The sequence below is a fragment of the Kushneria avicenniae genome (genome assembly GCF_900112585.1).
In the GTDB taxonomy this organism is placed as follows: domain Bacteria; phylum Pseudomonadota; class Gammaproteobacteria; order Pseudomonadales; family Halomonadaceae; genus Kushneria; species Kushneria avicenniae.
Genome location: NZ_FOLY01000006.1, coordinates 45,715 through 59,987 on the forward strand (window position 1 = coordinate 45,715; position 14,273 = coordinate 59,987).

General features: G+C 60.1%; 11 protein-coding genes. 4 read left to right on the forward strand and 7 right to left on the reverse strand.

From position 1 onward, the window contains the following. Nucleotides 1-3: 3 nt before the first annotated feature. Together BM079_RS13730 and BM079_RS13735 are read left to right on the forward strand one after the other, a co-directional pair. On the forward strand, nt 4-240 hold the full coding sequence (locus BM079_RS13730) for a hypothetical protein (protein WP_090135161.1): 237 nt from the start codon (nt 4-6) through the stop codon (nt 238-240). A 222-nt stretch (nt 241-462) separates the two neighbouring features. Next, nucleotides 463-1,542, forward strand: a complete 1,080-nt coding sequence (locus BM079_RS13735; RefSeq protein WP_090135163.1) for an aldo/keto reductase — start codon at nt 463-465, stop codon at nt 1,540-1,542. A gap of 175 nt (nt 1,543-1,717) precedes the next feature. Here the strand turns inward: BM079_RS13735 and ykgO are convergent, their stop codons facing one another. The 7 genes from ykgO to gyrA form a co-directional block, all read right to left on the reverse strand. Further along, entirely contained in the window at nt 1,718-1,861 is a 144-nt protein-coding gene (gene ykgO / locus BM079_RS13740; RefSeq protein ID WP_086901426.1) for a type B 50S ribosomal protein L36, read from the reverse strand. 147 nt (nt 1,862-2,008) lie between these two features. Continuing rightward, nucleotides 2,009-3,685, reverse strand: coding sequence for a 30S ribosomal protein S1 (gene rpsA / locus BM079_RS13745; RefSeq protein ID WP_090135205.1), 1,677 nt, complete (start codon nt 3,683-3,685; stop codon nt 2,009-2,011). Nucleotides 3,686-3,867: 182 nt separating this feature from the next. Further along, complete coding sequence (gene cmk, locus BM079_RS13750; protein WP_090135207.1) at nt 3,868-4,563, reverse strand: (d)CMP kinase; 696 nt, start codon at nt 4,561-4,563, stop codon at nt 3,868-3,870. Further along, nucleotides 4,560-6,809: a bifunctional prephenate dehydrogenase/3-phosphoshikimate 1-carboxyvinyltransferase gene (locus BM079_RS13755; protein WP_245743078.1), complete on the reverse strand. Its 2,250-nt coding sequence runs from the start codon at nt 6,807-6,809 to the stop codon at nt 4,560-4,562. Before BM079_RS13755 ends, cmk begins: the two co-directional genes overlap by 4 nt. Next, nucleotides 6,806-7,924, reverse strand: a complete 1,119-nt coding sequence (gene pheA / locus BM079_RS13760; protein ID WP_090135209.1) for a prephenate dehydratase — start codon at nt 7,922-7,924, stop codon at nt 6,806-6,808. Before pheA ends, BM079_RS13755 begins: the two co-directional genes overlap by 4 nt. 5 nt (nt 7,925-7,929) lie before the next feature. Continuing rightward, complete coding sequence (serC, locus tag BM079_RS13765; protein ID WP_090135515.1) at nt 7,930-9,009, reverse strand: 3-phosphoserine/phosphohydroxythreonine transaminase; 1,080 nt, start codon at nt 9,007-9,009, stop codon at nt 7,930-7,932. 58 nt (nt 9,010-9,067) lie between these two features. Then, nucleotides 9,068-11,764, reverse strand: coding sequence for a DNA gyrase subunit A (gene gyrA / locus BM079_RS13770; protein ID WP_090135212.1), 2,697 nt, complete (start codon nt 11,762-11,764; stop codon nt 9,068-9,070). 348 nt (nt 11,765-12,112) lie between these two features. Between gyrA and BM079_RS13775 the strand changes: the two genes are divergently transcribed. Then, nucleotides 12,113-13,039: a recombination-associated protein RdgC gene (locus BM079_RS13775; protein ID WP_090135214.1), complete on the forward strand. Its 927-nt coding sequence runs from the start codon at nt 12,113-12,115 to the stop codon at nt 13,037-13,039. Nucleotides 13,040-13,068: 29 nt separating this feature from the next. Further along, nucleotides 13,069-14,241 carry a 1-acyl-sn-glycerol-3-phosphate acyltransferase gene (locus BM079_RS13780; protein WP_090135217.1) on the forward strand — a complete coding sequence of 391 codons (1,173 nt, stop codon included), beginning with the start codon at nt 13,069-13,071 and terminating at the stop codon, nt 14,239-14,241. The last annotated feature ends 32 nt before the right edge of the window (nt 14,242-14,273 follow it).

Sequence of the window (14,273 nt, forward strand, 5' to 3'; positions counted from 1 at the left end):
GCCATGAGTATCGAATATCGCATCGAAACCACCTCCACTGCGGAACTCGAGGCCATGCTCAATGATTCAGCCGAGCTGATCGAGGCCATCAAGACCGAGCTTGCCTCGCGCGAGTCACAAAAGCGCGAGCTTGAATCGATGGATACGCTGATTCATGAGGCACGCCCCAAATTTCAGGAGATCCGAAGCTTTTTTGCGCTCGTGCTGGAAGAGCTGCGCGAGCGACGCAGCGATCACTGAATGCCATCATGAGCCTTGATTTGCAAACGTCGGTGGCCAGACCACCGACGTTTATCCTTTATTCCTGCCTCCATCATGATCGTTCGATACCTGCCCGCCACCCCTGTTTTGCCCAGTCTGTTAAATCACTGATTTCCACTTGTGGCTCCCATCTGTTCTGCCAGACTTGTGACCAGGTCAATTATCCGATGGTCTTGTTCGGACAACAGGGAGGCTTCCAACATGAAATATCGCCCGCTCGGCAACTCCGGCCTGCTGGTCTCTGAAATGGTACTGGGCACCGTCCCCTTCGGGGGCGGCGGCGGGTTCGAAAAGGCTGCCAGTGTCGACGTCGAAGGTGCACGACGCCAGTTCGATATAGCCTTTGATGCCGGCGTCAACCTGATCGATACTGCCGATCTCTACTCCATGGGCGAAGCCGAGGAGCTGGTCGGCCGCGCACTGGGAGACAAGCGCAACGACATCATTCTCGCCTCCAAGGCACGCAGCCCGATAAACAACAATCCCAACCACAGTGGATTCTCGCGCTATCATCTGATCAATGCCTGCGAGGCGAGCCTCAAACGCCTGGGAACCGATCATATCGACCTGTATCAGATGCATAACTGGGACGGCGTTACACCTGTCGAGGAGATGCTGTACGCCCTCGATCACCTGGTACAAAGCGGCAAGATTCGATACTACGGCACGTCCAATTTCACCGGCTGGCAGATGATGAAAACCATCGGCAAGGCCGAGCTGCACAATCTGGCCCAGCCGATCAGCCAGCAGATCTATTACACGCCCGAGGCACGCGAAGCCGAGTATGAGCTGATGCCGCTGGCCATCGATCAGAACGTGGGCACGCTGATCTGGGGGCCACTGGGAGAAGGTATCTTCAACGGCAAGGTGCGTCGCGGCCAAAAGGCACCGGAAGGCACTCGTCAGGGCAATGGCTGGCCGGAGCCCTATATCCATGACATGGCGCGCGCCTATGACATCATCGAACTTCTGGCCGAGATTGGCGAAAAGCACGACGCCTCGATTCCCCGTACCTGCCTGGCCTGGCTCAAGGACCGCCCCGGCGTGACTTCACTGATCATTGGTGCCCGCAATGAGGCGCATCTCAGGGATGATCTGGCTGCCGCCGAGATGACGCTTGATCAGGAAGATATCGATCGTATCGAGGAAGCGACTCGCCCGGCACCGCAGTACCCGTACTGGCACCGTGTAGTGGCCGACATGGACCGCATCGACAAGGCGGAAAAACCTTTCATCGACAATTATCGCAAGACCATCGAGAACCGCAGCGACCAGCGCTGATAACGATTTTCAAAAGCTCATGATAGACAGGGTTATGATAAACAATAGGCTCATCCAGCGGATGGGCCCCTTCGTTGATCGCGGTTCTGGGCACATGGCATAAAAAAAGGACGCCAATCCGTGATTGGCGTCCCTCTGTATCGATACCCGCAGGTATTCGATCATGCCTGAAACATTAACGCTTGGGCTTCGGGCGGCCCTGAACGGCCTTGAAGCGCGGGTTGGATTTGCAGATAACGTAAACGCGACCACGGCGCTTGACGACCTGGCAATCCTTGTGGCGAGTCTTGGCTGACTTGAGTGAGCTGACGACCTGCATGCTACCTCCGTCTCCCTGAGTCATCAGGGGCGATTAAATCCGTAATTTTGATGATGTCACCAGCGAATCATTACTTGCTGGCGACAGCATCATTGATATAACTGAACACACATCAACGGCCATCCAGCGATGGCCGGGAGCGTGCTATCAGTCCTGATTCATCTGCTGCTTGATCAGGTCACCGATAGTGGTCGGACCGGCAGTTTCGGTCTCCTGCTCACGCATGTTGCGCATGTTCTGACGCGTCTCGTCCTGATCCTTGGCGCGGATCGACAGGTTGATGACGCGGTTCTTGCGATCAACGCCGACGATGCGTGCTTCAACGCTGTCGCCTTCGTTGATGACGGTACGGGCGTCTTCAACGCGGTCAGCGCTGATCTCGGAGGCCTTGAGCACTGCGATGACGTCGGTTGCCAGCTCCACGTAGGCTTCACGGGCATCGACTTCAGTGACACGGCCGGAAACCAGTGCACCCTTGTCATTGACCGCCAGGTACTCGGACATCGGATCGCTTTCCAGCTGCTTGATACCCAGCGAGATGCGTTCACGCTCCGGATCGATCGACAGGATGACGGCTTCTGCCTCTTCACCCTTGCGATAGCGGCGAACAGCTTCTTCACCGGTCTCGTTCCAGGAGATATCGGAGAGGTGTACCAGACCGTCAATGCTGCCTTCCAGACCGATGAAGATACCAAAGTCGGTGATCGACTTGATGGTACCCGAGACACGATCACCCTTGGCAAAGCGCGAGCTGAAGTCTTCCCACGGATTGGAGGTGCACTGCTTGATGCCCAGCGAGATACGACGACGCTCTTCGTCAATGTCGAGCACCATGACCTGAACATCGTCACCGACCTGAACCACCTTGGAGGGATGGATGTTCTTGTTGGTCCAGTCCATTTCGGAGACGTGAACCAGACCTTCAACACCCTCTTCCAGCTCGGCAAAGCAGCCGTAGTCGGTCAGATTGGTCACGCGTGCGTTGACCTTGGTGCCTTCCGGATAACGGTTCTTGATGTTGACCCACGGATCTTCGCCCAGCTGCTTCAGACCCAGCGATACGCGGTTGCGCTCGCGGTCGAACTTCAGCACCTTGACATTGATTTCGTCACCGACGGCCACGATTTCGCTCGGATGCTTGATGCGCTTCCAGGCCATGTCGGTGATATGGAGCAGACCGTCAACACCGCCGAGGTCGACGAAGGCGCCGTAGTCGGTCAGGTTCTTGACGATACCATTGATCTGCTGACCTTCCTGCAGCGTGGCGAGCAGTGCTTCACGCTCGGCGCTGTTTTCGGCTTCAAGCACGGCACGACGGGAAACGACAACGTTGTTGCGCTTCGGATCGAGCTTGATGACCTTGAAGTCGAGTTCCTTGTTCTCCAGGTGCGCGGTGTCGCGAACCGGACGGACATCGACCAGCGAGCCCGGGAGGAAGGCACGGATGGAATTGACATCGACGGTGAAACCGCCCTTGACCTTTCCGTTGATCACGCCCTTGACGACTTCGTTTTCCTCGAAGGCTGCTTCCAGTTCCTTCCAGGCTTCGGCACGCTTGGCCTTTTCACGAGACAGACGCGTCTCGCCAAAGCCATCTTCAACGGCTTCCAGCGCAACCTTGACTTCATCGCCGACACCGATGGTCAGTTCACCGTTATCGCTACGAAACTGTGCCGCAGGGATCTGCCCTTCGGACTTCAGCCCGGCGTTAACAGTGATCCAGTCACCTTCAATGTCCACCACGGTCGCCATGACAATGGCACCGGGTTCCATGTTGATGTCCTGAAGCGACTGTTCAAACAGTTCTGCAAAGCTTTCGCTCATGGTATTCCTATAGTGATCAACGAAAAGCGACCAAGACGGCCGCATTCTCCACGCCACCAGCAAGCGCGGGCCAATGACAAACTCCCCGGGGACGTTAACGCTGGTTAGACGTGGCAGGGTTTACAGATGTTGACCGCTGCCACCCCATGACGTCTGGCCGGGGCCTCCGGAAATTCAGGCGCTCATTGCGGGACTATCAAACCACGCAGGGAGAGAAGCGCTTCAATGCGTGCCACGACATCCGGGATCGAAAGCTCGGTCGTGTCGATCGTGATCGCATCCTCGGCGGGCCTCAATGGCGCCACCGCACGCTGCGTATCACGCGCGTCCCGAGCCTCTATCTCCTTTAAAAGGCTCGAAAGGCTAGCATGTTGTCCAGCCTGGCGCAACTGATCAAAACGTCGACGCGCGCGCTCCTCGGCGCTGGCCGTCAGAAAGATCTTGAGCGGCGCTTCGGGAAAGACCACCGTCCCCATGTCGCGGCCGTCGGCTACCAGTCCGGGAGAGGTTGCAAAATCACGCTGACGCGCCAGCAGCGCTTCGCGCACGACCTGAAGGGCCGCGACCTGCGAGGCCAGCCCGCCGACATGCTCGTTGCGGATGTCACTACTGACATCCTCGCCTTCCAGCATGATGCAAGTGTGCTCGCCTTCGCTGACAAACACGACATCCAGCTCGCGGGCAATGGTTTCAAGTGCGGCGGCGTCTGTCATGTCAATGCCACGACGCTCGGCCGCCAGCGCCGTCAGACGATACAGGGCGCCGGAGTCGAGCAGATGCCAGTCAAGCCTTTCAGCAATGAGCCGGCTGATGGTGCCCTTGCCGGCGCCGCCCGGGCCATCGATGGCAACGACCGCACTACCTGTCTGCTGACTCATGCGCCCTCCGCAACGGCCTCGACCTGCATACCGACCTCGTGAGCCAATGCAGGGAAATTGGGAAAGGAGGTAGCGACGTTGGCGCAATCACGAATGGTGATGTCCCCTTCCGCGCGCAGGGCGGCCACGGCGAAGGCCATGGCAATGCGGTGATCCCCAAGGCTTTCCACCTCACCACCCTGATAGCGGCCTCCCACGATATCGATACCATCTTCCACAACGGTATTGACCACGCCGAGCACGTCCAGACCATCCGCCATCGCCTTGATGCGATCGGACTCCTTGACGCGAAGCTCCATGGCATCCCGAAGACGTGTGGTGCCACGTGCATTGGCGGCCGCGATAAAGAGCACCGGGAATTCATCGATGGCCAGCGGCACCTGATCCACCGGAATATCAATACCGTGCAGCTCGGCATGACGCACGCGCAGGTCGGCCACCGGCTCGCCGCTGACTTCACGTTCGTTGAGCAGCTCGATACTGGCGCCCATCTCGCGCAGGATATTGATGACCCCGACACGGGTCGGGTTGATGCCGACGTGCTCCAGCGTGAGATCCGCACCGGGCGTAATGGAGGCTGCCACCAGGAAAAAGGCTGCCGAAGAGATGTCTGCCGGCACGTCGATAAATCCACCGCGCAGACTGCCGCCGCCGGCAATATGCGCCACGTCATTGTGACGGGCCACCGGGTACCCAAACGCCGTCAGCATACGCTCGGTATGGTCCCGGGTCGGCGCCGGCTCGCGCACACGGGTATCGCCGGTGGCATACATGCCCGCCAGCAGCAGACACGACTTGACCTGTGCGCTGGCCATGGGAAGGTCGTAATCGATACCGGCAAGTCGCTGCTCGCCGCGAATGGTCAGTGGCGGGCGCCCGCCTTCACCGGTGTCGATCACGGCGCCCATCAGGCGCAGCGGATCTGCTACGCGCCCCATCGGCCGACGGTTGAGCGATTCATCGCCGGTCAGTGTGACATCAAAGGTCTGGCCGGCCATGAGTCCGGCAAACAACCGCATGCTGGTGCCCGAATTGCCCAGATACAGCGCTCCCTTCGGCTGTTTCAGTCCGTGCAGGCCAACGCCGTGGATGACCACACGCCCGGCCTGCGGCCCCTCGATCGCCACACCCATTTCACGAAAGGCCTGCAGCGTGGCCAGACTGTCTTCACCCTCGAGAAACCCTTCCACGGTGGTAACACCCTCGGCCAGGGCGCCCAGCATGATGGAGCGATGCGACATCGACTTGTCGCCGGGCACTCGAATGTTGCCCCTGACCTGACCGCCGGCGCCGGCACGATACACAACGTTTCTGGTTTCCATGGCCTGATAGCTCTTCTGGCTGAGTAATCTGTCAAAATAGTGTCGCGCATGGCTGGCGCGGGAGAAGATGCCGAGCATGGCGTCCCCGTCGCTACCGGCCACGGCAGTACGAAGCTCACTGACGCCGGTTTCAAATTCGGCCAGCGCCTCGAGAACGGCTTCCCTGTTGGCCAGATAGATGTCTCGCCACATGACCGGGTCGCTGCCTGCGATGCGGGTAAAATCACGAAAGCCGCCGGCAGCGTAGCGAAAGATATCGAGCCGGTCATCCTGACGCGCCAGCGTATCGACCAGCGAAAAGGCCAGCAGGTGCGGCAGGTGACTGGTGCGTGCCAGCACCTCATCGTGACGCTCGACCGTCAACTGCTCGACGTGGGCGCCACAGACACGCCACAGGTGCTCGATCCGGCGCAGCGCGCCGGGGTCGGTATCGGCTTCGGGAGTGAGAATCACACGATGGTGCTGGTAAAGCATCGGGTTGGCAGCCTCGACCCCGCTTTTTTCAGCCCCGGCGATAGGATGTCCCAGTACCAGCCAGCTCGGCACCTGCCCGATCCCTGCTCGAATCTGATCGCGAATGGCCGATTTGGTACTGCCCACATCGGTCACGATTTGTCCATGACGACGCAGCCGACTCAACTGTGCCATGACCGGCGCAATGGCCATGACCGGTATCGCCAGAACGATCAGCGACACCCGTGACAGAAAGGCCGCCGGATCTGCACCACCGTCATCGATCAGCCCCATGCGCCGCCCCAGCGCAACCTCATTGGGGTTGAGGTCGACACCATAGCAGCGCCCTTTGTAGCCGGCTTCCCGCAGGGCCGCCAGCAGTGAGCCACCGATCAGACCCAGACCGATGACCAGAATGCCGGACTCTTCCGGCAGGACGGCCTGCCGCTTCGAAATGCCCTGCTCGCTCAAAGCACACCCACCGGATAGGACCCCAGCACCCGCACATCGGCAGCCCGCTGACGCACCTCCTTAAGGGCGGCCTGTACCCGCGGCTCGTCCTGATGCCCCTTGAAATCGATAAAGAAAACGTAGTTCCAGAGGCCATGGCGTGACGGCCGGCTCTCGAGACGCGTCATGTCGACGTGATGACGATGAAAGGGCTCGAGCAGATCGTGCAGGGCCCCCGGCTGATTACGCATGGAGGCGACCAGCGAGGTCTTGTCCTCACCGCTGGACGGCACATCGTGATTGCCGATGATCAAAAAGCGCGTCGAGTTGTCCGGCATGTCCTCGATCTTTTCCTCGAGGCGCTCGAGATCGTAGAGTCGTGCGGCCATATCTCCGGCAATGGCGGCAGTGTGCCACTCGCTCTTGACGCGCTTCGCCGCTTCGGCGTTGGAAGAGACGGCCACCCGCTCGGCGTGCGGATAGTGGGCATCCAGCCACTTGCGACACTGAGCCAGCGACTGCGAATGGGAATAGATGCGCGATACCTTGTCCCGGCGTGTGTTGCTGCCTACCAGCAGGTGGTGATGGATACGCAGTACCACCTCGCCACAGATTCGCAGAGACGTATCCATGAAGGAGTCCAGCGTGTGATTGACCACCCCTTCGGTTGAATTCTCGACCGGCACTACCCCATAGTTGGCTGCCCCCGCCTCGACCTCGCGGAAGACCTCATCGATGGCCGGCAGCGGCTTGCAGACGGCGCTGTCGCCAAAGTGCTTGAGCGCCGCCTGCTGGGTAAAGGTGCCCTCCGGACCGAGATAGGCCGCGCGCACCGGCTTTTCCAGCGCCAGACACGCCGACATGATCTCGCGGAAAAGGCGTGCCATCTCCTCGCCGGGCAGTGGCCCCTGGTTGAGGGCCATGATGCGCTTGAGCACCTGCGCTTCGCGCTCGGGTCGATAAAACAGTGCGTGCGGGTCCTCGGCCAGCTTGACGTGGGCAACCTGCTGGGCACAGGCCGCCCGCTCGCTGATCAGGTCGAGAATCTGTTGATCCAGCGAATCGATGCGATCACGCAGGGCGCCAAGATCCACGTCCTGAAGGCTTGTGTCATGAGATGAAGGGTAATCCGTCATGGGCTCTATCCGTAACGACGCTCGAAATCCTGCATGAAGGTTACCAGCCGATCGATGCCCTCTTCCGGCATGGCGTTGTAGATGCTGGCGCGCATTCCGCCCACACTGCGGTGCCCCTTGAGGGTCAAAAGTCCCTCGGCTTCGGACTCGGCAAGAAACGCCTTGTTGAGCGACTCGTCATGAAGCACGAAGGGCACGTTGGTCAGCGAGCGATTGGCCGACACGATCGGGTTGGCGTAAAAGTCGCTGGCATCAATGGCGTTATAAAGCTTCTGCGCCTTTCTTCGGTTGATCTTCTCGATCGCCTCGACGCCGCCCTGTTCCTTGAGCCATTCAAAGACCAGCCCCGAAAGATACCAGGCATAGGTCGCTGGCGTGTTGAGCATCGAGCCGTTATCGGCAAAGGCCTTCCAGCTCAGCATGGAGGGCGTTTCGCGGCGGGCGCGGTCCAGTAGATCATTGCGCACAATGACGATCACGATACCGGCGGGGCCGATGTTTTTCTGCGCACCGGCATAGATCACCCCGAATTTCGAAACATCCACCGAACGCGACAGGATCGAGGAAGACATGTCGCAGACCAGCGGCGCATCGACCTGTGGCACATAGTCCATCTGCAGCCCGCCGATGGTTTCGTTATCGCAGTAGTGCAGATAGGCCGCATCACCGGAAAGTGACAGCGCCTCCTGTTTAGGCACGGCGGTATAACCATTACCCTCGGAGGAGGCTGCCAGGTGTGCCTCGCCCAGATGCCGGCCCTCCTTCAGCGCCTTCTGCGACCAGATGCCGGTATCCAGATAGTTGCCACGCCCCCCCTGCCCCAGCAGATTGAACGGCACACAGCCAAACTGCTGGGTGGCACCACCCTGCATGAACAGCACGCTGTAGTTGTCGGGCACCTGCATCAGCTCACGCAGATTGGCCTCGGCGCGTTCGGCAACAGCGATGAAGGCCTCACTGCGATGGCTCATCTCCATGACGGAAAGGCCACGCCCCTCGAAGTCGAGCATCTCGTCGCGCGCGCGCTCAAGCACGGCGGTGGGCAGCGTGGCGGGGCCGGAACAGAAATTGAAATGTCGGGTCATGTCAGTCTCGACGGGCATGAAAAATAACGGCGCCTTTCCCTGAAAGGCGCCGAAGGGTCTAGTCTTCGCGATCCGAATCGGCGTCGGTAACATCAGGAGACGGCGCAGCCTCTGCGCCCAGTGCCGCCTCATCCTCGACGAGCACGTCATCCTCCTGCTCCAGCTCGTCAAGGCGCACCGTCGATACCAGGCTTTCGCCCTTGACAGTACGAATGAGCGTCACGCCCTGTGTATTACGAGAGCTGATGGACACCTCACCGACCCGGGTACGCACCAGCGTGCCGCGATCGGAAATCATCATCATCTCGTCGTTTTCACCGACCTGAATGGCCGCAACCAGTGCTCCGTTACGCGCCGTAGTCTGCATGGCAATGACGCCCTGACCGCCACGCCCGCGCAGCGGAAACTCCTCGAGCCGGGTACGCTTGCCATAGCCGTTGATCGAAGCCGTCAGGATATAGCACTGCCCTTCGCTGATCGGGGTGGACTCGACTTCGCTCTCGTCGTCGGCACTGTCGTCGATGGTGGTCGTGCTGGGGATAATCAGGCTGATGACCCGGGCATCGCCCTGCAGGCGCATGCCCCGTACCCCGCGGGCCGTTCGTCCCATGGCACGCACGTCGTTCTCGTCAAAGCGAATCGCCTTGCCGTTGGAAGAGAGTAGAATGGCGTGATCGCTGCCGGACGTGATGGCGGCGCCCACCAGGCGGTCGCCCTCGTCAAGATCGAGCGCGATCAGACCGGCGCTGCGCGGACGCGAGAACTGATCGAGCGTGGTGCGCTTGACCGTGCCGTTGGCAGTGGCAAAGAAGATATAGCTGTCGTCGCGGTACTCCTTGACCGGCAGAATCGCCGTGATCCACTCGCTCTCATCCAGCGACAGCAGATTGACCAGCGGGCGGCCGCGCGAACCGCGCGAGGCCTGTGGTATTTCATAGACCTTGAGCCAGTAGACCTTGCCGCGATCGGAGAAGAGCAACACGGTGTCATGCGTCGAGGCTACCAGCAGATGCTCGATGACATCCTCATCCTTCATGCTGGTCGCCGACTTGCCACGCCCGCCACGCTTCTGGGCCTGATAATCGGACAGCGGCTGGGTCTTGGCGTAGCCACTGCGGGAGATGGTGACCACCATGTCCTCGGCGGCGATCAGATCCTCCATCGTCAGATCACGACGGCTGTTCTGTATCTCGGTGCGGCGTTCATCGCGATACTGATCGCGAACGGCCTCCAGCTCCTCGCGGATCACTTCCATGAGGCGATCGGCCGAAGCCAGAATGCGATTCAGCTCGGCGATGGTCTCAAGAATCCCCTTGTACTCATCCAGCAGCTTTTCGGTTTCGAGCCCGGTCAGGCGATGCAGGCGCAGCTCCAGAATGGCCTGCGCCTGGGCAGCGGAAAGCTGATAGCGGCCGCGGTCTTCCGAAAGCCCACAGTGCTCCTCGAGATCGTCAGGTTTGCAGGACGTCGCGCCGGCGCGGTCCAGCATATCGATGACCTGACCCGGGGTCCAGTCACGCGCAATCAGCTTCTCCTTCGCCTCGGCCGCATTGGGCGAGGCCTTGATCAGCTCGATCACCTCATCAATATTGGAGATGGCGACCGTCAGGCCTTCAAGAATATGGCCGCGCTCTTTCGCCTTTTTCAGCTCAAACAGGGTACGGCGGGTGACCACTTCGCGGCGATGGCGAATGAAGGCTTCCAGCAGTTGCTTGAGATTGAGCGTCCTGGGCTGACCGCTTTCCAGCGCCACCACGTTGATGCCGAAAACGGTTTCAAGCTGGGTCTGGGAGAAGAGATTGTTGACCACCACATCGCCGGATTCACCGCGCCGGGTCTCGATGACCACACGCAGGCCATCCTTGTCGGACTCGTCACGCAGCTCCGCAATGCCCTCGATGCGCTTGTCCTTGACCAGCTCGGCAATCTTTTCGATCAGACGCGCCTTGTTGACCTGATACGGCAGCTCGGTCACGACAATATGGTCGCGACCGGTGCGCTCGTCATGCTCGATGGTATGGCGGGCACGAATGTAGACACGTCCGCGACCGGTGCGGTAGGCATCCAGAATGCCGGCGCGACCGTTGATGATCCCGGCAGTCGGGAAATCCGGACCGGGAATGTATTCCATCAGTTCATCAACGCTGAGTGTATGATCCTCGATCAGCGCCAGGCAGCCATCGATGACCTCGCCCATGTTATGCGGCGGCACGTTGGTCGCCATGCCGACCGCAATACCGGAGGCACCATTGACCAGCAGATTGGGAACGCGCGTTGGCAGCACCTCGGGAATACGCTCGGTGCCGTCGTAGTTATCGACCCAGTCGACCGTATCCTTTTCCAGATCCGAGAGCAGCTCATGCGACAGGCGCGCCATGCGCACTTCGGTGTAACGCATGGCAGCAGCGCTGTCGCCATCGATCGAGCCGAAGTTGCCCTGCCCATCCACCAGCATGTAGCGCATGGAGAAGTCCTGGGCCATGCGCACGATGGTGTCATATACGGCGCTATCGCCGTGCGGGTGATACTTACCGATGACATCACCCACGACACGTGCCGATTTCAGATAGGACTTGTTCCAGTCGTTGCGCAGTTCATGCATGGCATACAGCACGCGACGATGTACCGGCTTCAGTCCGTCCCTGACGTCGGGAAGCGCTCGACCGATGATGACGCTCATCGCGTAATCAAGGTACGACTGCTTCAGCTCGTCCTCGATATTGACTGGCAGAATCTCTCTGGCGATCTCACCCATGGGTCGTCAAATCCTGGTCCTGTTCAAGAAGCCCCGCTGCCTGAATACTCCGGCCGCCGGGGCCATGGGCATTCAGGCGCGAACACCCGTCATGCAATCACGACGCGCACGTGATCGCGCACGAATGATCCAATTGGTTGGTGCCGATTGTACCACAGCCCCACCGCGCTCCGGCAGACAGTGATGCAATCCAAGGGCAATTCAGATGTCCGTCAAGGGCGGTGCCGTAAAGCCCTCTACTGACGGTGATCATTATCGGATAGTCCAGGAGCAAGCCATCAGGAGATGCCAGCGCTGGCACCCGCGCCTGCCATTCGACATAATGTGCGCCTTCAAGGAAAGGACGCTATGTGGTTCAAGCATTTACAACTCTATCGCCTGCTCGATGAGCAGGACTGGTCACTGGACCAGCTCACCCAGGCCCTCGACACTTATCGCTTTGCGCCGGTCACCGAGACCCAGGCCCGTCGCGTGGGGTGGGCAGCGCCCGCCGGGCGTCACGGCAATGAGCTGATCCATGAGGTTCAGGGGCATCGACTGATGACGTTGCTGCGTCAGGAACGACTGCTCCCCAATGCCGTGGTCAAGGAGACGCTCGACGAGCGCGTTGAAGCCCTGACCGCCCAGCAGGGCTACCCGCCCGGCCGGCGCGACAAGCTGGCGCTCAAGGAGCGCATTGTCGAGGAGCTACTGCCGCGCGCCTTTACCCGCACCACCCGAACCGACCTCTGGTGGGACACGAAGCGCAGGCTGATCGGCATCAACGCCTCGAGCGCCAAACGCGCCGAGGAGATTCTTGATGTGCTGCGCGAGTCGCTGGGAACGCTCAAGGTGATTCCACTGGCACCCCAGACGCCGGCCGGACGCACCATGACCACCTGGCTGACCGACCCGACCAGCCGTCCGGAAGGCGTGATACTGGGCGATCAGATCGAGCTTCGAGCCAAGGGCGATGACGGCATTCTGCGTGCGCGCAGCATTGATCCCGATGGTGAAGAGGTGCGCATGTCGCTGGAGGTAGGACGTCAGGCCAGCAAGCTGGCGCTGAACATCGAGGAGCAGATGTCGCTGGTACTGCAGGAGGACATGTCGATCAAATCGATCCGCTTTGCCGATGCCGTGCTCAAGGAGATCGACGACACCGACAGCGACGACAATCCCATCCTTCAGATGGAGACCGAGTTTGCGCTCATGGCGCATGTGCTGGGTGATACGGCCGAGCGACTGATGCAGTGGCTGGGCGGCGAAGCGACAACGGTCCCTGCCACCTCATGAACCCAACGTCTGACGATCCGGAAAACGAGATGACCTCATCCCCGGAAGTGCTGCCGCCGGTGGACGACTTCGAAGCCATACGTCCCTACAACGACGACGAGGTTGTCGAGACGCTGGCGCGCCTGGTGCGCAACGATGAATTCATCGACACCATCACGCGCTACCGTCTGCCGAAGCTGGCCCGTTTCGCCCCGCGAGTGGCGCGAGCAGTAGCACGATACGGTCTCAGACGCGCCGTGCGTGACATTCATTCGGTCAGCGACTTTCAGGATCATATCGCCCATTACATGGATCGCATGATCCAGAACACGACCGAGACCTTTACGGTGGAAGGGCTTGAGCACCTGGATCATCACAAAGCCTGTCTCTTCATCGGCAACCATCGCGATATCGCCCTTGATCCAGCCTTCGTCAACTACGCGCTTTACCATAGCGGACGCTCGACCGTGCGTATCGCCATTGGCGACAATCTGCTGCAAAAGCCCTATGTCACCGATCTCATGCGGCTCAACAAGAGCTTTATCGTGCCCCGCTCGGCACGCGGCAAGCGAGCAATGGTGGCGGCCTACCAGCAGCTCTCCAACTATATTCGCCACTCGATTGTCGAGGACAACCACCCGATCTGGCTGGCCCAGCGCGAGGGGCGCGCCAAAAACGGCGTGGACCGCACCGGCAGTGCAATCATCAAGATGCTGGGCATGGCCCGACGCATGACCAACAAGGACGCCCTGGTCAGCGACACGATCGCCGAACTGCGTATCGTGCCCGTTTCCATCAGCTACGAATTTGATCCCTGCGATCAACAGAAGGCGCGCGAGCTCAAGGCGCGTCATGACGGGCTGGCGTATGAAAAGATCGCCTACGAGGACATCCTGTCCATCGCTGCCGGCATCACCGGGCACAAGGGTCGCGTCAGACTTGTCTTCGGGACGCCGCTTGAGGCCGAACACGACAGCTATGACAGCGCCGCACAGGAAATCGACCGCCAGGTGCTGGGCAATTACACGCTGTTCCCCAGCCATTATCTGGCACTGGAAGCTACCGGCCACGCCCCGGAACTGGTCGACGAAAGCAAAATCACTCCCGAAGATCGACAAGCGTTCAACGAGCGTCTGGCGCAGGTGCCCGAAGAGCTTCACCCGTGGTGGCTGTGTCAGTACGCCAACCCCGTACTCAATCTGGCCGGGCGCGATACCCTCTAGCGCCCCGCTCCCCATTTGCGCTGAAGGGCCCT

Coding starts and splice junctions, on each gene's coding strand:
- pheA (WP_090135209.1), bottom strand. CDS start 7,924: ATGACGGATTACCCTTCATCTCATGACACAAGCCTTCAGGACGTGGAT.
- serC (WP_090135515.1), bottom strand. CDS start 9,009: ATGACCCGACATTTCAATTTCTGTTCCGGCCCCGCCACGCTGCCCACC.
- BM079_RS13730 (WP_090135161.1), top strand. CDS start 4: ATGAGTATCGAATATCGCATCGAAACCACCTCCACTGCGGAACTCGAG.
- rpsA (WP_090135205.1), bottom strand. CDS start 3,685: ATGAGCGAAAGCTTTGCAGAACTGTTTGAACAGTCGCTTCAGGACATC.
- BM079_RS13780 (WP_090135217.1), top strand. CDS start 13,069: ATGACCTCATCCCCGGAAGTGCTGCCGCCGGTGGACGACTTCGAAGCC.
- gyrA (WP_090135212.1), bottom strand. CDS start 11,764: ATGGGTGAGATCGCCAGAGAGATTCTGCCAGTCAATATCGAGGACGAG.
- BM079_RS13735 (WP_090135163.1), top strand. CDS start 463: ATGAAATATCGCCCGCTCGGCAACTCCGGCCTGCTGGTCTCTGAAATG.
- ykgO (WP_086901426.1), bottom strand. CDS start 1,861: ATGCAGGTCGTCAGCTCACTCAAGTCAGCCAAGACTCGCCACAAGGAT.
- cmk (WP_090135207.1), bottom strand. CDS start 4,563: ATGAGTCAGCAGACAGGTAGTGCGGTCGTTGCCATCGATGGCCCGGGC.
- BM079_RS13775 (WP_090135214.1), top strand. CDS start 12,113: ATGTGGTTCAAGCATTTACAACTCTATCGCCTGCTCGATGAGCAGGAC.